This window comes from Acetivibrio cellulolyticus CD2 (assembly GCF_000179595.2).
Taxonomy (GTDB): domain Bacteria; phylum Bacillota; class Clostridia; order Acetivibrionales; family Acetivibrionaceae; genus Acetivibrio; species Acetivibrio cellulolyticus.
On the sequence record NZ_JH556651.1, the window covers coordinates 331,463 to 351,283 of the forward strand.

The 19,821-nt window shown below is 36.6% G+C and carries 22 protein-coding genes; 14 read left to right on the forward strand and 8 right to left on the reverse strand.

Annotated elements, in window-relative coordinates; genetic code table 11:
• Positions 1-91 precede the first annotated feature (91 nt).
• The 6 genes from trpS (at position 92) to ACECE_RS0201725 (ending at position 4,857) form a co-directional block, all read left to right on the forward strand.
• The gene (trpS, locus tag ACECE_RS0201700) at positions 92-1,081 is read left to right on the forward strand and encodes a tryptophan--tRNA ligase (protein WP_026073659.1); all 990 of its coding nucleotides are present in this window, start codon (positions 92-94) and stop codon (positions 1,079-1,081) included.
• A 62-nt stretch (positions 1,082-1,143) separates the two neighbouring features.
• Complete coding sequence (locus ACECE_RS0201705; RefSeq protein WP_010243589.1) at positions 1,144-1,932, forward strand: segregation and condensation protein A; 789 nt, start codon at positions 1,144-1,146, stop codon at positions 1,930-1,932.
• Positions 1,933-2,019: 87 nt separating this feature from the next.
• Entirely contained in the window at positions 2,020-2,643 is a 624-nt protein-coding gene (gene scpB / locus ACECE_RS0201710; protein WP_010243590.1) for an SMC-Scp complex subunit ScpB, read from the forward strand.
• A gap of 95 nt (positions 2,644-2,738) precedes the next feature.
• Positions 2,739-3,404, forward strand: a complete 666-nt coding sequence (locus ACECE_RS0201715) for a DUF2953 domain-containing protein (RefSeq protein ID WP_010243591.1) — start codon at positions 2,739-2,741, stop codon at positions 3,402-3,404.
• 50 nt (positions 3,405-3,454) lie between these two features.
• Positions 3,455-3,940 carry a GerW family sporulation protein gene (ytfJ, locus tag ACECE_RS0201720; protein ID WP_010243592.1) on the forward strand — a complete coding sequence of 162 codons (486 nt, stop codon included), beginning with the start codon at positions 3,455-3,457 and terminating at the stop codon, positions 3,938-3,940.
• 203 nt (positions 3,941-4,143) lie between these two features.
• Complete coding sequence (locus tag ACECE_RS0201725; RefSeq protein WP_026073660.1) at positions 4,144-4,857, forward strand: pseudouridine synthase; 714 nt, start codon at positions 4,144-4,146, stop codon at positions 4,855-4,857.
• 120 nt (positions 4,858-4,977) lie between these two features.
• Here the strand turns inward: ACECE_RS0201725 and ACECE_RS29955 are convergent, their stop codons facing one another.
• Entirely contained in the window at positions 4,978-5,154 is a 177-nt protein-coding gene (locus tag ACECE_RS29955) for a DUF1540 domain-containing protein (RefSeq protein WP_162862450.1), read from the reverse strand.
• Positions 5,155-5,332: 178 nt separating this feature from the next.
• Between ACECE_RS29955 and speE the strand changes: the two genes are divergently transcribed.
• The 4 genes from speE to ACECE_RS0201745 are packed head-to-tail and all read left to right on the forward strand — an operon-like array spanning position 5,333 to position 7,785.
• Entirely contained in the window at positions 5,333-6,160 is an 828-nt protein-coding gene (speE, locus tag ACECE_RS0201735) for a polyamine aminopropyltransferase (protein ID WP_010243594.1), read from the forward strand.
• 27 nt (positions 6,161-6,187) lie between these two features.
• Positions 6,188-7,057, forward strand: coding sequence for an agmatinase (gene speB, locus ACECE_RS0201740; RefSeq protein WP_010243595.1), 870 nt, complete (start codon positions 6,188-6,190; stop codon positions 7,055-7,057).
• Positions 7,050-7,202: a hypothetical protein gene (locus ACECE_RS32500; protein WP_162862451.1), complete on the forward strand. Its 153-nt coding sequence runs from the start codon at positions 7,050-7,052 to the stop codon at positions 7,200-7,202. Before speB ends, ACECE_RS32500 begins: the two co-directional genes overlap by 8 nt.
• 13 nt (positions 7,203-7,215) lie before the next feature.
• A complete protein-coding gene (locus ACECE_RS0201745; protein WP_010243596.1) occupies positions 7,216-7,785 on the forward strand; it encodes a tRNA (mnm(5)s(2)U34)-methyltransferase in 570 nt (189 codons plus the stop codon).
• 60 nt (positions 7,786-7,845) lie between these two features.
• On the opposite strand, the gene ACECE_RS0201750 is transcribed toward ACECE_RS0201745, so the two are convergent.
• Entirely contained in the window at positions 7,846-8,580 is a 735-nt protein-coding gene (locus ACECE_RS0201750) for a PilZ domain-containing protein (RefSeq protein WP_010243598.1), read from the reverse strand.
• Positions 8,581-8,888: 308 nt separating this feature from the next.
• Here ACECE_RS0201750 and ACECE_RS0201755 point away from each other — a divergent pair, with 308 nt between their 5' ends.
• From ACECE_RS0201755 to ACECE_RS0201770, 4 genes are read left to right on the forward strand one after another with little or no spacing between them, the layout of a single operon-like run.
• On the forward strand, positions 8,889-10,439 hold the full coding sequence (locus ACECE_RS0201755; RefSeq protein ID WP_010243600.1) for an acyl-CoA carboxylase subunit beta: 1,551 nt from the start codon (positions 8,889-8,891) through the stop codon (positions 10,437-10,439).
• Positions 10,440-10,453: 14 nt separating this feature from the next.
• The gene (locus ACECE_RS0201760) at positions 10,454-10,624 is read left to right on the forward strand and encodes a hypothetical protein (protein WP_010243602.1); all 171 of its coding nucleotides are present in this window, start codon (positions 10,454-10,456) and stop codon (positions 10,622-10,624) included.
• A 13-nt stretch (positions 10,625-10,637) separates the two neighbouring features.
• Complete coding sequence (locus ACECE_RS0201765) at positions 10,638-11,039, forward strand: biotin/lipoyl-containing protein (protein WP_010243604.1); 402 nt, start codon at positions 10,638-10,640, stop codon at positions 11,037-11,039.
• Positions 11,040-11,086: 47 nt separating this feature from the next.
• Positions 11,087-12,484 (forward strand): oxaloacetate decarboxylase subunit alpha, encoded by a 1,398-nt coding sequence (locus tag ACECE_RS0201770; protein WP_010243606.1) that lies wholly within the window; start codon positions 11,087-11,089, stop codon positions 12,482-12,484.
• Between the two features lie 152 nt (positions 12,485-12,636).
• On the opposite strand, the gene ACECE_RS0201775 is transcribed toward ACECE_RS0201770, so the two are convergent.
• From ACECE_RS0201775 to ACECE_RS0201805, 6 genes are all read right to left on the reverse strand, one after another.
• Positions 12,637-13,284 (reverse strand): hypothetical protein, encoded by a 648-nt coding sequence (locus ACECE_RS0201775; RefSeq protein WP_010243607.1) that lies wholly within the window; start codon positions 13,282-13,284, stop codon positions 12,637-12,639.
• A 113-nt stretch (positions 13,285-13,397) separates the two neighbouring features.
• On the reverse strand, positions 13,398-14,162 hold the full coding sequence (locus ACECE_RS0201780; protein ID WP_010243608.1) for a hypothetical protein: 765 nt from the start codon (positions 14,160-14,162) through the stop codon (positions 13,398-13,400).
• Positions 14,163-14,421: 259 nt separating this feature from the next.
• Entirely contained in the window at positions 14,422-15,702 is a 1,281-nt protein-coding gene (locus tag ACECE_RS0201785) for a methyl-accepting chemotaxis protein (RefSeq protein WP_010243609.1), read from the reverse strand.
• Positions 15,703-15,734: 32 nt separating this feature from the next.
• Complete coding sequence (locus ACECE_RS0201790; RefSeq protein WP_010243610.1) at positions 15,735-15,944, reverse strand: hypothetical protein; 210 nt, start codon at positions 15,942-15,944, stop codon at positions 15,735-15,737.
• Between the two features lie 215 nt (positions 15,945-16,159).
• Positions 16,160-17,953 carry an ABC transporter ATP-binding protein gene (locus tag ACECE_RS0201800; RefSeq protein WP_010243611.1) on the reverse strand — a complete coding sequence of 598 codons (1,794 nt, stop codon included), beginning with the start codon at positions 17,951-17,953 and terminating at the stop codon, positions 16,160-16,162.
• Positions 17,954-19,690 carry an ABC transporter ATP-binding protein gene (locus tag ACECE_RS0201805; protein ID WP_010243612.1) on the reverse strand — a complete coding sequence of 579 codons (1,737 nt, stop codon included), beginning with the start codon at positions 19,688-19,690 and terminating at the stop codon, positions 17,954-17,956.
• Positions 19,691-19,821: the final 131 nt, after the last annotated feature.

A 19,821-nucleotide genomic window follows, 5' to 3' on the forward strand; every position in this document is an offset into this window, starting at 1 on the left:
ATTTTCAAAATTAATTAGACTTTATAATAAAAAAAAGATATAATCTATAAATGCACTAAGTGATTATCAACAACAGGAGAGTGAATTAGTGGTGAAAAAAGGTACAATATTAAGTGGCATGAGACCTACAGGAGCATTACATTTGGGGAATTATTTCGGTGCTCTGGAGAATTGGGTGAAATTACAGGACGATTATGATTGCTTCTTTTTTGTTGCTGATTGGCATGCCTTGACTACTGGATATGAGGATACTTCGGAAATTAAGAATAATATAAATGATTTGGTTGTAGATTGGATAAGTGCAGGACTTGACCCGGAGAAGTGTACAATATTTTTGCAGTCAAAGGTAAAGGAGCACGCGGAGCTTCACTTGCTGTTTTCAATGACTACTCCGCTTTCATGGCTTTTACGCTGCCCAACGTATAAGGACCAGTTAAATCAGCTAAAGGACAAGAATATTACAACTTATGGCTTTTTGGGTTATCCAAACTTGCAGGCAGCGGATATCCTTGTCTACAAAGCAGGGTTTGTGCCGGTTGGTGAGGATCAATTGCCGCATCTTGAATTAACAAGAGAGATTGCAAGGCGTTTCAATTTCTTTTATGGAGAGGTTTTCCCAGAGCCACAGCCAATATTGACCAAGGCGAAGGTACTGCCTGGCACAGATGGAAGAAAGATGAGCAAGAGCTATGGAAACACGATAGCACTTTCAGATAGTCCTGAGGTTGTAAGGAAAAAGGTAAGTACAATGGTTACCGACCCTGCAAGAATTAAAAAGGACGATCCCGGGCACCCTGAAGTTTGTACTGTGTTTTCGTTCCACAAGGTCTTCAATGAAGGTGAAATACCTGTGATTGAAGAACAGTGCAGAGGCGGAAAAATCGGTTGCGTTCAGTGCAAGAGGAATCTTGCCGATAAAATGGCTTCGTACCTTGAGCCTATATATGAAAGAAGACAGAAGATACTTGAAAGACCTGAGATTGTAAAGGAAGTACTTCACGAAGGAAACAAAAGAGCAGAGGCAGCTGCAAAGAAAACAATGGAAGATGTAAGAAGCGCAATGAAGATTGACTTTATGTAATAAAATCTTCATAGGAGTTTTATTGTGGTTTCTACTATCCTTTTAGAGTGGTGGTGGATTTTTTGGAAAGTGTATTATCAAAAGCATGTACAATAAAAATTCAAAATTTCGAAGGACCGTTTGATTTGCTATTCCACCTGATTGAAAAGAATCAGGTGGATATATATGATATCCCAATTAATGATATAACAGATCAATACATGGACTATCTTTTTCAGATGCAGGAAATGGATTTGGAAGTAGCAAGTGAGTTCCTACTTATGGCAGCTACACTTCTTCATATTAAATCAAAACTTCTGCTGCCAAGTATCAAGCAAAACAAGGAAGATGAGGTTGACCCAAGAGAAGAACTTATTTTAAAACTTGTTGAGTACAAAAAGTACAAACAGTTTTCTGAAGTATTAAAGGTAAGGGAAAAAGAATGGGAAAAGGTATGTTACAGGCAGCCCGAGGAAATCGACATAAAAAAATCGGATGAGCCTATAGAACTTTCCTATGATGAGCTTAAAAGAGTATATGTGAATCTCATTGAGCGCAATGAGAGAAAAATGAACAGGAATACTGGAAAGATGACCCAAATACTTCAGATTGAGAAAGTATCTCTTAAAAGTAAGATAAGGGAAGTAATAAGAACTCTTATAAATAAGACATGCTTTAGGTTTTCCGACCTGTTTTCAATGGCTACCAAGTCCAAGCTTGAAGTTGTAACTGGCTTTTTGGCAATACTGGAACTGGCAAAGCTCAAAAAGGTTTCAATTATACAAAATTCTCAGTTTGCTGAGATTGTGGTACAAAGAACGGATGAAAACCTTGAGGATTTTGATGAGGAAAAGATTGCTGCTGAAAGTTAATTTGTAAATTACTGGTGCTATGCAAAAGTCATAGCTGAAAGGTTTTAAAAGTAAAAAAGCACTGTTGTATGTGGAGGAAAAGCTCACATGGATTTAAAAAAACTTGAAGGAATAATAGAGGGTCTTCTTTTTGCATCCGGCGACAGAATATCTTTGGAAAAAATATGTGAGATAGCAGGCGTTGATAAAAAAGCTGCCAAGCTTGTAATTAATAACATGGTCGTTAATTATAACAATAACCCCTCAAGGGGTATTGCCATCAGGGAGATAAGCAATGGCTATCAGTTGTGTTCAAAGCCTGAATTATACGATTATGTGAAAGTTTTATTTGAGCCAAAACAAAAGAGCGGCCTCTCTCAGGCAGCATTTGAGACATTATCGATTATAGCTTATAACAGACCTATTACAAAAGCTAAGATAGAGCAGATTAGAGGAGTTAATTCCGATAGTGCTGTCACAAAACTTATAGAAAAGAACCTTGTTAAGGAAGCCGGAAGGTTGGATGCGCCCGGTAAACCTATATTATACGAGACAACTGAAGAATTTTTCAGGAGCTTTGGTTACAAATCAGACAGTGATCTGCCGATATTTGAAATGAATGAGATTCCTGAGATGATAGAATTTGGTGAGGACGGAAATAACGAGACAACTGATACAACTAACACAACTGACACAACTGACACAAGTACAGATGAAAGTCAAAGTGAATAACACAGTTAATATTTAGTATTACATGTAAAAAATACACACTAGTGTGTATTTTTTTTGTTTATTAGGAAAAAATATCTAATAAGAGGTGTGGTATTGTGTTATTTGCTATCATAACGGTTATATTGGTCTTAGTATTTTTAATAATTTGTTTTATAAAGGTTAATGTAGTTATAGAGTATAACAGGCAAGGCGTTAACGACAATTTTGTGGTGTCTTTTTTTGTACTGAAGGGACTTATTAAGTATAAATTTGAAATTCCAAAAGTTGGTGCAGGCAAAAAAGGTATCTGGTTTAGAAAAGTAAAAGAAAAAGGAAAAAAGGAAAAGGATGTATCAAAGAAAACGGGGAAAATGGGGTATCGCCAAATAAGACGGAAGTTTGAAGAATTCCGGAATTTCAATAAAAAATATGATGTATTGCTGGGAAAGGTATATAAATACTTAAGATGCAGACTGAACATTAACAAAATTGACATTAATATTACTATTGGTGCAGATAATGCCCATCATACGGCAGTCTTATTGGGATTATGCTGGTCTGCTGTAGGGTTATTGGTTTCCTTTCTACATAACAAATTAAACCTTATGGAAAAGACGGTAAATATAAAACCTGATTATATGGGAAAAAAGCTAAAAGTTGATTTATTTTGTATATTGAGTGTGAGAATTGGACATATTATAATCGTTGGTTTAATAGCATTAACCCACATTATAGGAAGTAAATTTGGCTTTGCAGAAGTGAGAAGAAGTGTAGCAGGGTGATAAGATATTTTTTCATAAGAAATTCTAAATAAATATAGGTGGTGGTAATTTTGGCAGAACATCCTATTGAGGGACTGATGACAACAGCAATGGAAAGCATCAAGGATATGGTTGATGTAAATACCATAGTAGGCGATGCTGTGCAGGCTCCGGACGGTACAATAATAATTCCTATTTCAAAGGTTAGCTTTGGGTTTGCTGCAGGCGGAGGAGAGTATAGTTCGTGCTGCAAAGTGATTACGGAAAGTGATGATGGCAAGGAAAAAGAAGTCCAAACTGAAGGCAACGGTAAACATCCTTTCGCTGGTGGTAGTGGTGCAGGGGTAAGTATAAATCCTGTAGCGTTTATGGTAGTAGGACAGGGACAAATAAAACTGTTGCCTGTAAATGTAAACTCATCGGTTGAAAAGATACTTGACCTTATTCCTGAATTAATGGAAAAGGCAAACGATACGTTTAAAAAGAAGATAAAAGTAAAAAAGGATTTTAAGGCAGGAGACAAAAGCGGCAAATGCGAAAGTGATGAAGAAGAGTAAATAAGCAAGTTAAAGGTCAGGCAGGCTGTTCGCATACGCTACACTGCTAGCCTATGCAGCTGAGGTAGGAAACTAAAAATCCTGCCTTTTAATTTTGTCAATTTTTATTGCTTAAGAAAATTTACGCGTTATTCGTAGAAATTTATAACGATATAAAGTATAATAGTCAAGTTAAGTAATGATAGAGGCTGGGGCTAAAATTTATGGAAATGACAAGATTGCAGAAGTATATAGCGGATTGCGGTGTTGCTTCAAGGCGAAAGGCAGAGGAATTAATACAGCAGGGAAGCGTAAAGGTAAACGGCATTGTTGTAAGTGAGATGGGTATTAAGGTAAGCAGCAGTGACCGCGTTGAGGTGAATGGCAGTGTGATAAAGCCTGAAAGCAAAAAGGTATACATATTGTTAAACAAACCTTCAGGGTATGTGACTACTGTAAAAGACCAGTTTAGGAGGCCAACCGTAATTGATCTTTTAAAGGGTGTAGACGAAAGGGTTTTTCCGGTTGGAAGGCTTGATTATGAGACTACAGGGCTTTTGGTTCTTACAAACGATGGTGATTTTACTCATAAAATGACTCACCCAAGACACGAAATAGAGAAGACATATCAGGCAACTATTGCAGGGACGCCAACAAAGGACGAGATCCATAGTTTTGAAAGCGGACTGGAAATTGAAGACTATGTTACTTCTCCTGCGAAGTTAAAGATAATAAGTACTAAAGAACGTACATGTGTTATTGAGGTAACAATACACGAAGGAAGAAACAGGCAGGTTAGAAAAATGTGTGAGGCTATAGGACATCCTGTGTTGGCGCTAAAAAGGATTTCGTTAGGGAAAGTTACATTAGGCAATTTGCCTGAGGGAAGCTGGCGCGAATTAACCCGTGATGAAGTGAATTCACTTAGGAATAGCTAAAATATTATTTCGGATTGTGAAGTTATATTTTTTGTATTCCTTGTTAAGCCTCAATAAAATGATTCGATAAATTAGGAAGGATCAGGGGGAGTATCCCCTGATCCAGTAACTAAAGCGTTCTTACTTCTTCTCCTTGCCGGAGCTGTAACTTGCACAAAGAGTCTCATCGTATGGGGCACCACTGTCTGACTTAGCTGCTGCACTTACCTGTACTGCATCTAGAGTACATAAGTTTTGACTGGTCTCATTAAACGTACAACTGCCTACTGAGCACATGATTCTTTGACAATCAGCCATATAGCAACCCCTCCAAAGTTTATTTTTGTGCAAGGTTATTATATGCATTATGAGTGCTTATATATCAAGCAAATTTTTCTTTGACAAATCAATATTTCCAATTTACAATATAAGTTATTGCAATTGATGGACACTAATATTTAACGATATAAATCAAATATTTTAAGGAGTGACTATAATGGATTTATGGTATACTGAATTTCAGACACCTAACGTTGGCATTACATGTAAAACAAAAAAGACTTACCATACTGAAAAGACTGAGTTTCAGGATCTTGCACTGATAGAAACAGAACAGTTCGGAAGAATGCTTGTTTTAGACGGAACAGTACAGACAACTATCGGAGACGAGTTTGTATATCATGAAATGATTACCCATGTACCGCTTTTTACACACAAAAACCCTAAAAAGGTGCTTGTAATCGGTGGTGGAGACGGTGGCGCAATAAGAGAAATAATTAAGCACCCTTCTGTTGAAAAGGCAGTACTTTGTGAAATAGACGGCCGTGTAATTGAAGTTTCAAAGGAATACCTTCCTGAAATAAGCTGTGCTCTGAGTGACAAAAGGGTAGAAGTATTGGTTGCCGACGGTATAAAATATGTTCAGGATAACAAAAATGAGTTTGACGTTATAATGGTTGACTCAACAGATCCTGTAGGACCTGCTGTAGGACTGTTTGCTGTTGATTTTTACAAGGCGATATATGATGCACTTAAAGAAGACGGAATATTTGTTGCTCAAACTGAATCACCATTTTTCCACAAGGATCTGATTAAAAACGTATACAAGGATATAAGCTCATTATTCCCAATAACAAAGCTTTATACTTGTGCAATACCTACATATCCAAGTGGATTCTGGAGCTTTACAATGGGTTCAAAGAAATATGACCCGCTTGAAACTGATATAACAAAGATACCTGAGTTGGATACAAAGTATTACTGCCCTGAGTTGCATAAAGCAGTGTTTGCTTTGCCGAAGTTTGCAAGAGATCTGGTGAAATAATAAGCCCTGAAAGAGGTATAGATAGATATGAGTTTGAAAAATGGAAATTTGACATTATCGACAAGGTTTATGGGCAGCACGGAAAGCTATGAGGAAGCAGATGTTGTTATGGTCGGAGTTCCCATGGATTTTACGTGCAGCTTCAGACCGGGCACAAGATTTGGTCCTCAGAAGATCAGGGAAGTGTCTATAGGTATTGAAGAGTACAGTATTTATATGGATAAGAGCCTTGAAGACTTTGGATATTTTGATTCGGGAGATTTGGATCTTCCCATTGGAAATGTTGAAAAAAGTCTTGATATGATAGGTCAGGCAGCAAAAGAGATTATAGAGGATAACAAATTACCGCTGTTTATAGGTGGTGAGCACCTTATAAGCGTGCCTGTTATAAAAGAGGTATACAAAAAATACGGGGACGAGCTTATAGTAATCCACTTTGATGCCCACGCGGATTTAAGGGAAGGATATCTTGGATGTCCTAATTCTCATGCTTCTGCGATAAGAAGGCTGGTTGATTTCATGCCTGGCAAAAACATTTACCAATTTGGTATAAGGTCCGGCACTAAGGAAGAATTTGAATATGCCAGGGCAAATACCAATATGTATACAATTGAAGTGCTTGAGCCGCTTAAGAAGTTAGTTGATAAATTTAAAGGCAAGCCTGTTTATTTTACTCTTGATATTGATGTTGTAGATCCTGCATATGCCAACGGAACAGGTACTCCTGAACCGGGCGGTATATCCTCAAAGGAACTTTTGCAGTCGCTAAACGTTATCAAGGACTTAAATATTGTAGGTTTTGACCTTGTTGAAGTTTCACCTCACTATGATCAGTCGGACAGGACTGCACTTCTGGCTGCAAAGGTGATAAGGGATATGATTGTGATAGTTGGATAATTTATTAGGAAGGTTAAGCTATTATGGCTTAACCTTTAGGTTTTTGCCTCTTTCGAACGAAGTGAAAGAGGCAAATTTATTTGAGGAGCTTGCAAAGCAAATGCCGAAAATACATTGGGACTTAGAGTCTAGGGATTTTGACTAGTTAGGAGAACGGAATGCCGAAAATAGGGAATTCTTTAACACAATCACATAAGTATATTGAGCATTTTGTTGAGGAAGGAGATACAGTAATTGACGCTACAGCAGGCAACGGCAGTGATACAGTGTTTCTTGCAAAGCTTGTTGGAGAAAGCGGGCATGTATATTCTTTTGATGTACAGCAAATTGCACTTGATAGAACAGCTGAAAAGCTGGATAGTTTGGACTTGAGAGATAGGGTAGACCTCATAAATGATGGGCATGAAAACCTTGATAATTACGTAAAAAGCAAGGTAAAAGCAGTGATGTTCAATCTTGGCTATTTGCCTCGCGGAGACCATAATATCGGAACCAGGGCCAAAACTACGATCACAGCAATTCAAAAGAGTATGGAACTGCTTGTAGTCGGCGGCATAATCAGTATTGTGGTGTACCACGGTGGTGACAGTGGATTTGATGAGAAAATTCAAGTTATAGAGTATCTGGGAAAATTAGAGCCGAAGAAGTATGTAGTAATGAAGACGGAGTTTATAAATCAGGAAAACTGCCCACCTATATTGGTGTGTATTGAGAAGATTTCTGAATAGGAAATATTATTTGGCTTGAGCACTGTTTTTTTTATTGAACTACAAGAATTTTGCTTCGACTTAACCTACTGTCGAAGCAAAAACATAAAATACAATAAAAAAGATAAGTAAAGCTGTAATTGTATATACCGTGTATTTAAGTCTGTTAAAGATTTTCCATTCGTGCTCGATATGTTTTTTTTGATTTATCAGATATGCTATAAGTTCATTTAGCGTAATATTGTTGGAATTATCTATGTTGGACATTTGAAGTCCATAGGAGTATGCGTGGTTTTTTAGGTCTTTTCTCCTTACTACATTTGCTTGAAAATTCAGTTCCACTTCCGATGAAATAAATGACTTTATCGTTACAACTGAGTTTTCTTCTATAGGCTCATTTGAAAATATCATACATCCGTTGAGGCTTATGTCCATTAGCTTTCCTGCAAATTGATCACCGGTTTGTGTAACAAGCAGACATTCATAATTAACATTAAAACGTTCATATTTTCTATTGTTTGCAAAGTTTAGTACTTTGTCTATTTGGATGGTAATAGCTTGCTTTCTTATAGATATTACTTTGCTTAAAACACTTCCGCAAAAAAGGATCTCATTATTCTGATCCATGGATTTTATGGTAATCTTACTACCTTCAACGAGGTATTCCTTAAAGTATCTTGCAGGCAAAAAAATCTCAGCCACCCTCTTATCGAGATTTACATAAGTAATTATTCCGTGAATCCATTTTTGATCGTCATTAATTGAGACTCTGCAAAATATGGTATTGCTTTTAGGATCAGTTGAGTGTTTAGCCAATTAAACCACATCCTTTTTAAATGGAATTTGGTTATTATAAAGATCGGCAAAATCTCTCGAAAACTAGATAGGAATTTTTAAAAGTAAATTTTTAAAAGGTATTTTGGGAATAATAGTATATTGCTATACACTTTAATAAAAGTTGTTAATTTCTGTATCAACTTTTAAGGAAAATATTGCATTATGTTAAAAAGTGAGGTATAATTAGTACCAGGTAATAATATCATATAATAAAGAATTGTATTGAATAATCAGAAGTTTATAAAATTGCAATATTCAACAAATAAGCTTAAAGAGGTGGGAAACAGATGGAGAGAGTTGACAAATTAAGTCTTCTCCACGCAAAAAAAGCTGAAGTTGAGCAAGGTGGAGGAGCCGACAAGATCGCAAAGCAGCATGAAGCTGGTAAAATGACTGCAAGGGAAAGAATCAACGAGTTATTTGATGAAAATAGCTTTGTAGAAGTTGATGCTTTTGTCGAGACAAGAAGTATAGACTTTGATATGCAAAAGAAAAAGATACCGGGTGATGGTGTCGTGACTGGATACGGATCAGTTAACGGACGTCTGGTATTTGTTTCATCACAAGACTTCACTGTAATAGGTGGTTCTCTGGGTGAAATGCATGCAAAGAAGATCACAAAAGTAATGGACATGGCTATGAAGATGGGTGCACCGTTTATTAGCATCAATGACTCAGGCGGAGCAAGAATTGAAGAGGGTATTGACTCTCTTTGCGGATTCGGGGAAATTTTCTACAGAAATACCCTGGCATCAGGTGTAATTCCTCAAATTTCAGTAATAATGGGCCCATGTGCCGGAGGCGCTGTTTATTCTCCAGCTATTACTGATTTTATTTTTATGGTTGAAAAAACAAGCCAGATGTTTATTACTGGTCCTCAGGTTATTAAGACTGTAACAGGGGAAGACGTTTCCTTTGAAAAACTCGGTGGAGCAGGAACTCATAACGCTGTCAGTGGTGTTGCTCATTTCCAGAGTGCAAGCGAGAAGGATTGTATTGAAGATATCAAGAGACTTATAGGATTCCTTCCTGAAAATAACCTTACAGATGTTCCTGTATATGCAAGTCAGGATGAACTCAACAGAATATGCGACAGCTTGAATGAAATTATTCCTGAAGGTTCAAACAAGCCATATGACATGATGGACGTTATTACTACTATTGTAGATAATGGCGAATTCCTTGAAATTCAAAAGCATTTTGCACAGAATATAATTATCGGCTTTGGAAGAATGAACGGAGGCACTATTGGAATAGTTGCCAACCAGCCTAAATACGCTGCCGGAGTTTTGGATGTTAACGCATCTGACAAAGCTGCAAGATTTATACGTTTTTGCGATGCCTTCAACATTCCATTGGTTTCCTTTACTGATGTACCGGGTTATCTGCCTGGAGTAGGTCAGGAACACAACGGTGTTATAAGGCATGGTGCAAAGCTTCTTTATGCTTTCTCTGAAGCAACAGTGCCAAAAATTAATGTAATAGTAAGAAAAGCTTATGGTGGTGCTTATATTGCCATGAATAGCAAACACCTAGGTGCAGATCAGGTATTTGCATGGCCTACAGCAGAAATCGCTGTTATGGGACCGGATGGTGCTGCAAATATCATCTTCAGAAAAGAAATTTCCAAGGCTGAGGATCCTGTTCAGACAAGAAATGATTTAATTCAAGAGTACAGGGACAAATTCTCAAATCCTTATGTAGCAGCAGCAAGAGGTTATGTTGATGATGTTATCGAGCCTGCTTCAACAAGGATCAGAATAATAAGTGCTCTCGAAATGCTTGCAAGCAAAAGGGAAAACAGACCTGCCAAAAAGCATGGAAATATTCCTTTATAATTGGAGGTTTATATATGGAAGAAATCATAAATGATGAAATAGTTTCTGCTATAATGGCAGCAATAGCGTTGATGGAATCAAAGCCCGGATACAGTCTGGTTGTTAAATCGTTTAGAAGAGTGCCTCAGATAGCTCCGGTATGGTCAGCAACGGGAAGATATGAACGTTTGAACAGTAAAATCTAAAGGAGGATTAAACATGAAAAAGTTTTTAATAAAGGTTAACGGAAATCAATATGAAGTTGAAGTTGAAGAAGTAAGAGATGGAAGTGTAGCTGCCGAACCTGCTGCATACAGTGCTCCGGCACCTAAAGCGGCTCCAGCACCTGCAGCTCCTGCAGCAGCGCCTTCTCCAGCACCTAAAAAGGATAATGCAGTTCCAGCAGGTGCAGCTACAATTACAGCTCCAATGCCTGGTACAATTCTTGGTGTGAAAGTAAATAGCGGGGATGCTGTTAAGAAGGGACAGGTATTGTTGATTCTTGAAGCTATGAAGATGGAAAATGAAATAGTAGCTCCAAACGACGGAACAGTAGCTTCTGTTAATGTATCAAAGGGTTCTTCCGTAAATGCTGGAGATGTTTTATTGTCACTAAAATAATTAGTGCAGCAAATGTAGTAATAATAGCTTAAAGGAGGTAAAGAAAAGTGGCTAAAGTTAAAATTACCGAAACCGTTCTTAGGGACGCGCATCAATCACTAATAGCGACAAGAATGAAAATTGATGATATGATCCCTATTTTAGAGAAGTTGGATGATATAGGATACAATTCGTTGGAAGCATGGGGCGGAGCTACGTTTGACTCCTGCTTGAGGTTCTTGAATGAAGATCCATGGGAAAGACTCAGAACAATTAAAAAGCATTGTAAAAAAACAAAACTGCAGATGCTTCTAAGAGGGCAAAACCTTTTAGGCTACAAGCACTATGCGGATGATGTTGTTGAATACTTTGTCCAAAAAGCTGTTGCAAACGGAATGGACATAATCAGAATATTTGATGCCTTAAATGACCCAAGAAATATCGAGACAGCTATAAAGGCATGTAAAAAGGAAGGCGGCCACGCTCAGGCTACAGTATGTTATACAATCAGCCCTGTTCACAGCCTTGACCTTTTTGTCAAGGATGCAAAGCAGTTGGTTGAAATGGGAGCGGACTCAATCTGTATAAAGGACATGGCAGGTTTGTTGGTGCCATATACAGCTTATGATCTTGTTAAAGCTATGAAAGAGAACGTTAAGGTTCCTATTCAGCTTCATACACACTACACAAGCGGTGTTGCTTCAATGACTTATATCAAGGCGATTGAAGCAGGTTGTGATATAGTTGACTGTGCTATTTCACCAATGGCAATGGGTACTTCACAACCACCAACTGAGCCACTTGTTGCAACATTAAAGGATACACCTTACGACACTGGTTTGGACCTTGAAAAGTTGAGTGAAATCGCAGACTACTTCAGACCTTTAAAAGAAAGCTACATTGCAAGTGGCCTTTTAGATGTAAAGGTTATGGGAGTAGATGTAAATACACTTATTTATCAGGTTCCTGGCGGTATGCTTTCAAACCTTGTTTCACAGCTCAAGCAGTCCAACGCTGTTGATAAATATGAGGAAGTGCTCAAGGAAGTGCCAAGAGTTAGGCAAGACTTCGGATATCCTCCATTGGTAACTCCTACAAGCCAGATAGTTGGAACTCAGGCTGTATTGAATGTAGTAACAGGCGAAAGATACAAGATGGTGCCAAAAGAGTCAAAAGCTCTTGTAAAAGGTGAATACGGTAAGACTCCAGCACCTGTTAATCCGGAGATTCAGAAGCAGATTCTTAAAGATGAAAAGCCAATTACAGCAAGACCTGCTGACTTTATTGAGCCGGAATTACAGTCCATTAAGGATCAGATGAAAGAATACTTAGAGCAGGATGAAGATATATTGTCCTATGCACTATTCCCACAGGTTGCGGAGAAATTCTTCCAATACCGTAAGGCGCAAAAGTACAAGATTGAGCCTGAAATGGTGGATTATGAAAACAGGGTACATCCTGTATAATATATTATGATATAAAAAGGAATCTGGCGAAATGTTTACCAGATTCCTTTTTAATGTATGTAAGGGTTTTATTTATATAGTTATGGATACAAAATTTTTGATATAATTGATGACAACAAAATGTTTGCCTTCGCTATTATATTAGGTTGGTATTAAGTTAGTTGGCATTTTTCGTGCAGATAAATATATTGATCTCTGTTGCTTGTGAAGTTTAAAACACTTGTTTTACTGCCTTTCTTTATCCTTTTACCACATTTAAGGCAGAAAATGTTTGATTGTTTCATAATATCATGTGAAAGCTCGGGTATTATATTTTCGTATTTGGACCAGCTTTTCCAACCTGTCTTGCATATGCCTATTCTATTGTCGAAATCAGCATAAACCCACCTCAAAAGTTTGTGAAAATGAAAGGGATACTTTGTATACTGGATATATGCTTCCGGGACGCCCAATCTGACAGTGTAGAGCATATAGTTTTTTTCAACAACATCTTGTATACGGCCGCAAATTTGAGTACTGTACCAGCAAAAGCCCTGGTTGTCAAGCCACTTGCGGAGCTTCTCAAACATGTAGCCTCTACATATCTCAATAGTCTCTGTTTTATGTACGTTCATTGCCTTAAAGGCATTGGCAACAATATTTACAACTTCGTCAAGATAGTATTTATTCTTAAAGTTTTCTTTGTTGTATAATTCAACAGGGATAATATCAAAGAAGTATTCATTTGTCTCAGGACGGTATACCCCAATACAAGTACCGCCTACAAAACTGCCGCTCCCTGCATCATCAATCTGTATCATCAAGTTATCTCCATACGTTTTTTTGTTGCGACAATTATAGTATATGTAAAAAGATAAAAAATAAACTTTACCATTGTTTTTACATTTCTGGAGCATCAATAATTTATTATTTTCTAACTTTCTGGTAGGGAAGTTGACTTGTTTGTATCTAACTTGTAACCACTAAAAGCCAGCATAAATATCGCAGGAGCATATAAAATCCAGATGAAGCTAGATGCCAGATCCTTTAAAAAACCTTTGTTGAGTATCATTAAAAGTCCTACAAGTATGTCACTAAAGAAAAACAAGGCCATTCCTATGCTTATTAGTAAAGTGTTTTTCCGCGGAAATAACTCCAGTATATGACTTGCAACTCCTGTCCAGAATGAGGTGCTCAAAAACAACCCATATACGAAAAATATATACAAAAATGTACTCAATTTGAGTATTGGATAAAATATGAAACATATTATCATAGTATATAAAAGAAAAATTCCTATTGCGCATAATATAAGTTTCATTTTCGTAGAAGAATTCTCCATAGAGGATAATTTTGTCTTCATCCCCTGACTGTTCCTTATACTAAAAATTATCTGAAACACCAAAAAGAACCCTATTCCACCATATGTGATAGATAATAAAAAACATATTTCAGCACAGCTTATTGCTATAAAACCCAATTTCAAAAGGAGGGAATCCTTTTTTGAAAGGGCATCTTTGCCGGCTAATAGTGCAACAAGGACAGCACAAGCTGCATCAATTCTTTTTATAAGGTTAGAGGGATAGTTGCTTTCCCTAAAGCCCAATAGTTTTGAAAAATCCAAATACATATACCATATAGCTACTACTGAAGCAATAATAATAATCCATCTTAAAATATTTTTTTTATTCTTTGACATTTTGGTCCCCATTCAAGTTATAAAATTACATAAATAGTTTATGTTAAATTTTACTTTAAAGCAATATTTTCTGAATAATTGTTATTGTTCATTTCAAAAATTTAATAATTAAAAAGGAGAAGACTATTAAAACCATGAATGAAATAAAGCCGGGATACAAGAACCCCAGCTTTACTATTGTATATGTCATCATTTTTTGCTTATTATAAAAACAACTGAAACAAATAGAATAAGATATTACGATCAACTGCATAGGAAATTAAATATTATCGCCGTTTGTACTCAATTTTAGAAGATCGTCTGCAATATTATTAATTACGGCAAATGAAGCCGATATCTGCTGCATTACTGATGCCTGGGTTGATGTATCTGATGCAATTGATCTTATTTCATTGAGTGACTTGGATGTGATTGATTTTGTATTGGAAATAACTTCAGCAATTTCATGTCCGTATTTTGAAGTTTGGTTACTATATTGAGCGATTTTTTGAACTTCCTGATTGGAAACTTCCTGTAAGCTTTTCAATTTTTCAAAAGATTCACCTGCATTTTTAACCAAATCAATTCCCGACTTAATGGTTGTGTAGCTTTGGTCTATAGAAAATACCGCCTTTTCGGTGTCGTTTTGTATCTGATTTATGATATTTGAAATATCTTTTGCTGCATTTGCAGATTGTTCTGCAAGCTTCCTGATTTCATCAGAAACTACTGCAAAGCCTTTACCATGTTCACCGGCTCTTGCTGATTCTATTGCGGCGTTTAGCGCAAGAAGGTTGGTTTGTTCTGTGATATTTGTAATGATTTCAATAATCCTTCCGATTTCTTTGGATCGTTCGCCTAAATTATTAATAATATCCTTGTTTTGTACAGTGGACAATTCAATTTTCTCCATATTACTTATGGCATTGCAAATTATCTTTTCACTCTCTTCTGCTGCTGTAGAAGTATTCTGAGATATTTCGGACAACTTCTGAGATTGGGATGAAATTGACTCAAGAGTATCTGATATATTTTCAACAGTGGTATTCGTACTTTCAATATATTGTAAATTCTTTTCGCAGCCTAGAGAAGCACTGTCAGCATTGTGGTAAATATTTTCATTTGAAGCTGTAGTTTGCTCTATTGCCAATGAAAGTTGTTTTACAGAAGTCGCAAGTGTTTTTGAGGCATTTTGAGAACTGCTCATCACATCTTTCAGTTTGTTAAATAATAAAGATTGTTCTTCCGAGTCCGACAAACCTTCAAGAAGAATTCTTGTTCTCTTAGTGAGCCAGATGAAGATTACGGAAAGAATAGAAAGCTCAATAATATATCCCGCTGTAAAAGCAATGTAAAAGCCAAATGGATTTTCAGAATAGAGAGGATTTGATGGGATTCTAAAATAATTTGTAATAACTACATTTATAATTTCTAGAATTAGAGCTGTTATTGTAAGTTTTTTGTCAAAATAGAGGCAACTTAATGCAATAGGAAACAGAAATATCATATAAATACCTATCTGATAGTTTAGATTAAGTATACCTACAACAACTGCAGCCATGGTAATTGTATAGTATTTTAGCAGTGTACTGCTTACACCGATTTTTTTAGCACGAAAGGGGATAAAGCACCAACCATGCCGATTGAACAGAAAATATAAAGTCTTGTCATATCAAAACTAAAAACTTTTAACCATCCAAGAATAATCAAAGCTGGAAAAGCTAAATTTGCCCATAACATAATATTAGTTGTAGTGTTATTAGCTTTTTGTTCATTATTAGTTATGAAAGCTTTCTGTTTCATTTGTAATACCTCCCGTAAAAAAAGACAATTTTATTTGAATCATTATCACGAAGTAACTATTTATATATCGGTAATTTTAGTATATTTATTACTTGTAATTATTAACTTGTTTTTTTTACTTATAGGAGAAGAGACAAACAAGGGAATAGGAATAAAAAAATATAGTTTTTTTGTTCCAATTCCCTTGTTCATAGAGGTCCCAACTATCTCTAAAATCATATAGCATCTTTATCATTAAGAAATTTAAACTGTGAAATATAAAAACTGTAGTACTTTCCTTCATGACGGATAAGTTCTTCATGAGTACCGCTTTCTGCTATTCCGCCGTCTTCTACAACCATTATCCGATCGGCATTACGTATTGTCGAAAGTCTGTGGGCGATAACAAAAGATGTTCTTCCATGAAGCAGGTTGCTTATTCCTTGTTGAACAAGCTTTTCGGTATGGGTGTCAATACTTGCGGTTGCCTCGTCAAGTATCAGTATGCGTGGATTTGCAAGCAGTGTCCTTGCAAAAGCGATCAATTGCCTTTGACCTGCTGAAAGCCTTGTTCCACGCTCATTGACATCGGTATCGTAACCTTTTTCAAACTTCATTATGAATTCATGGGCAGATACTGCTTTAGCTGCAGCAATTACTTCCTCATCAGTAGCATCTAATTTACCATAGCGTATATTCTCCTTAATTGTAGTAGAGAAAAGGAATGTATCCTGCGGCATAAGGCCAATTTGTGACCTTAGACTTTCAAGCTTTGCATTGTTTATGTTTAAACCGTCTATCAATACTTCACCAACAGATACTTCATAAAATCTGCTTATAAGGTTTACTATTGTTGTTTTTCCTGCACCAGTCGACCCGACTAATGCTATAGTTTGGCCGGCTTTTACGTCAAAACTTACGTCTTTTAAAATTTGCTGGTCTTCGTCATACCCGAAAGTAACATTTTTGAAAGAGACATTACCTTTAATTGCAGGCATTTCAAATGACTCCGGCTTGTCTTTAATATCAGGCTCGATATCAAGTATTTCAAAAATCCTCTCTGCACCTGACATATTAGTCACCAACTGGTTGTAGAAATTGCTGATGTTCATTATCGGCTGCCAGAACATAGAAATATAACTTGTAAAAGCTATCAAAAGCCCTGGAGTAATTAAATCTTGCTCAATAAGACCGGCACCAAACCAAAATACCAGAATGGTTCCGACTCCCCAGGACATCTCAACTGTTGGCCAAAAGCAATCATTCATACGTATTGCTCTAACAAACGAAATTCTCCATTCTCCAAGTAATTTAAGGAAGGTAGACGATGTTTCCTCTTCCGCCGCAAAACTTTGAACAACCCTAATGCCAGAAAAATCCTCGTGAGTAAAGCCATTAAGATTTGAGGACTTTTTCCTGTGTATTTGCCACCTTCTTCTTGATGAGGTTGAAACAAAAAACATTACAATTATCATGAAAGGCAATGTTGCAAGTGCAACCAGGCCAAGCTTGTAATTCATTAGCATCATTATTACAACTACTGCCGTTATTTTTATGATTTCCGGAATCAGACTTGTAACACTATTCGTAAAGAAATCGTTCAGAGAATTGACATCTCCAATAATGCGTGCAAGTATTTTCCCGGTTGGACGGTTATCAAAAAATGAGAACGACAGCTTCTGAATATGGGAATACAACTGCTGGCGGATTGTTAAAAGAATCTTGTTTGATACTATTCCCATAGTTAATATCCTTAAACGGGAGCATACCATTGCAATTCCATTTAAAGCAACCATCACTCCACCAAGTATCATGAGATTCTTCCAGTCTCCGTTTTTAATGAATCTGTCTATTCCAATTTTCAAAAAGTACGGATTAAATAATTCAACTGCAATTACAAAGCCCATTAGCAGCAATGTTTTTGTAACCGGTCCCCCGTAAGGTTTTAAATATAGCAAAAGCCTTTTTATTATGTTAATGTTCAGGCTTTCTTTTAAAGCTTCATCATGTTTAGAATTATTAATTGGCAATTATATCACCTCTTCTTCCAATACTTCCACATAATCACGATATTGCTCGCAATATGTTTCATAGTAACGCCCGCGCTGATTCATAAGTTCCTTGTGATTTCCTCGCTCTACAATTCTTCCATTTTCAAAATACAGTATTTCATCTGCATTTTTAACGGCTGAAACCCTATGAGCGATAATAAATTTTGTTATTCCCTTCCGTTGTTCCATAGCTTTTTCTATAGCGTATTCGGTTTCCATATCCAAAGCCGATGTAGAATCGTCCATAATCAATACTTTAGGATTTCTCACCAATGCTCTGGCAATTGAAATACGCTGTTTTTGTCCACCGGAAAGTCCGATACCACGTTCTCCAATTATAGTGTCATATCCTTTTGGCATTTGTGAAACGAATTCATCCACCATAGAATCCCGGCATGCGGACTTATAATCCTCATCAGAGATACCATCTGCTCCAAACCGTATATTTTCATCAATTGTGTCAGAGAAAAGGAAGGTTTCCTGCATAACCACCGAGATATTTTTTCTTAAAACGGACAAATCCATTTCTTTAACATCTATTCCATCAAAACATACCTTTCCTGATGTGCAGTCATAATATCTTCCAATCAGATTTACAAGTGAACTTTTCCCGGCACCTGTAATCCCCATAATAGCTATGGTTTTACCCGGTTCGGCAACAATATTTATATCTTTTAGCACAGTAGTTCCTGCAAAATCAAAACTTACATTTTCAAACAGTATATGACCCTTTATTTCTTCAGGTACCTTTGGATTATCACAATTTTTTATGGAAGGTACCTCATTAAAAATTTTATCAATCTTCTTTACTGAGGCAATACACTGTGCAATTATGTTTGTAAGCCAGCCCATCATACGCATTGGCCATATCAGCATATAGATATAATTACTGAAGGCAACCAAAGTTCCAAGTGTCATTTCGCCTTTGATTACAAAATATCCGCCAAAACTTATGACAAGCACCAATACAAGGTTTGCGAGAAATTCAATCGCAGGGTTGTGTTTCGCAAATATTTTTACCTGCTCCAAGTTTATCTTATAATTTTCCTCGTTCTGGTTTAAAAATTTCTGAATTTCATGCTTTTCACGGCCAAAAGCCTTAACAACTCTCACACCCGATATGTTTTGTTGTGCAGTAGAGTTTAGGACGGCCCTTTGATCACTTATTTGCTCGTAGGTTTTTCCAACTTTACGCTCAAGATTGAATACTACAATCTCGATAACCGGCATTACTATCAGACTGATAAGCGCAAGTTTCCAGTTTATCGTAAAAAGTACGACCGATGCGATAATAAAATAAACGCATTGTTCCATAAACAGCATTATTCCAAAACAGATAGCATTCATAATATTTTCGGCATCTTCCTTTATACGGGACATCAATTCGCCTGTATTATTTTCATCAAAAAATGAAAAGGACATCTTCTGTATGTGGTCAAACAAGTTTTTTCTCAGGTTTAAAATAACTTTTGAACCTGCAAGGTCAAATCCATATTCCTTTGTGTAACCAAGTATGGCACGCCCGATAGTTATACCTGCAAGGAATATTAATGCTGTTTTGAGATAATCCATATCTTTATTAAGTACTGTCCTGTCAATGATTTTTCCTACAAAATAGGGATTGAACATATCTAGTATGATCGAAGTCAGAAGCGCCATAATCCCAATAAAATAAGGCAGCCACTGCTTTCTTATCAGTGCAAAAAGTCTTTTCAAACAAATTCCTCCTCGTACATGAGTCATTACCTTATTGTTAAGCCTTCTCTAAAATGTAGTAAACGCAAAATAGGCCGTGGTATAAACTCCGCGCCCTTTTAATATAAATAAAGGTCGCGGCGATAACCACG

Coding starts and splice junctions, on each gene's coding strand:
- ACECE_RS29955 (WP_162862450.1), bottom strand. CDS start 5,154: ATGGCTGATTGTCAAAGAATCATGTGCTCAGTAGGCAGTTGTACGTTT.
- speE (WP_010243594.1), top strand. CDS start 5,333: ATGGATTTATGGTATACTGAATTTCAGACACCTAACGTTGGCATTACA.
- ACECE_RS0201780 (WP_010243608.1), bottom strand. CDS start 14,162: ATGTCAAAGAATAAAAAAAATATTTTAAGATGGATTATTATTATTGCT.
- speB (WP_010243595.1), top strand. CDS start 6,188: ATGAGTTTGAAAAATGGAAATTTGACATTATCGACAAGGTTTATGGGC.
- ACECE_RS0201755 (WP_010243600.1), top strand. CDS start 8,889: ATGGAGAGAGTTGACAAATTAAGTCTTCTCCACGCAAAAAAAGCTGAA.
- ACECE_RS0201790 (WP_010243610.1), bottom strand. CDS start 15,944: ATGAAACAGAAAGCTTTCATAACTAATAATGAACAAAAAGCTAATAAC.
- scpB (WP_010243590.1), top strand. CDS start 2,020: ATGGATTTAAAAAAACTTGAAGGAATAATAGAGGGTCTTCTTTTTGCA.
- ACECE_RS0201765 (WP_010243604.1), top strand. CDS start 10,638: ATGAAAAAGTTTTTAATAAAGGTTAACGGAAATCAATATGAAGTTGAA.
- ACECE_RS0201725 (WP_026073660.1), top strand. CDS start 4,144: ATGGAAATGACAAGATTGCAGAAGTATATAGCGGATTGCGGTGTTGCT.
- ACECE_RS0201775 (WP_010243607.1), bottom strand. CDS start 13,284: ATGATACAGATTGATGATGCAGGGAGCGGCAGTTTTGTAGGCGGTACT.
- ACECE_RS0201760 (WP_010243602.1), top strand. CDS start 10,454: ATGGAAGAAATCATAAATGATGAAATAGTTTCTGCTATAATGGCAGCA.
- ACECE_RS0201745 (WP_010243596.1), top strand. CDS start 7,216: ATGCCGAAAATAGGGAATTCTTTAACACAATCACATAAGTATATTGAG.
- ACECE_RS0201785 (WP_010243609.1), bottom strand. CDS start 15,702: ATGGCTGCAGTTGTTGTAGGTATACTTAATCTAAACTATCAGATAGGT.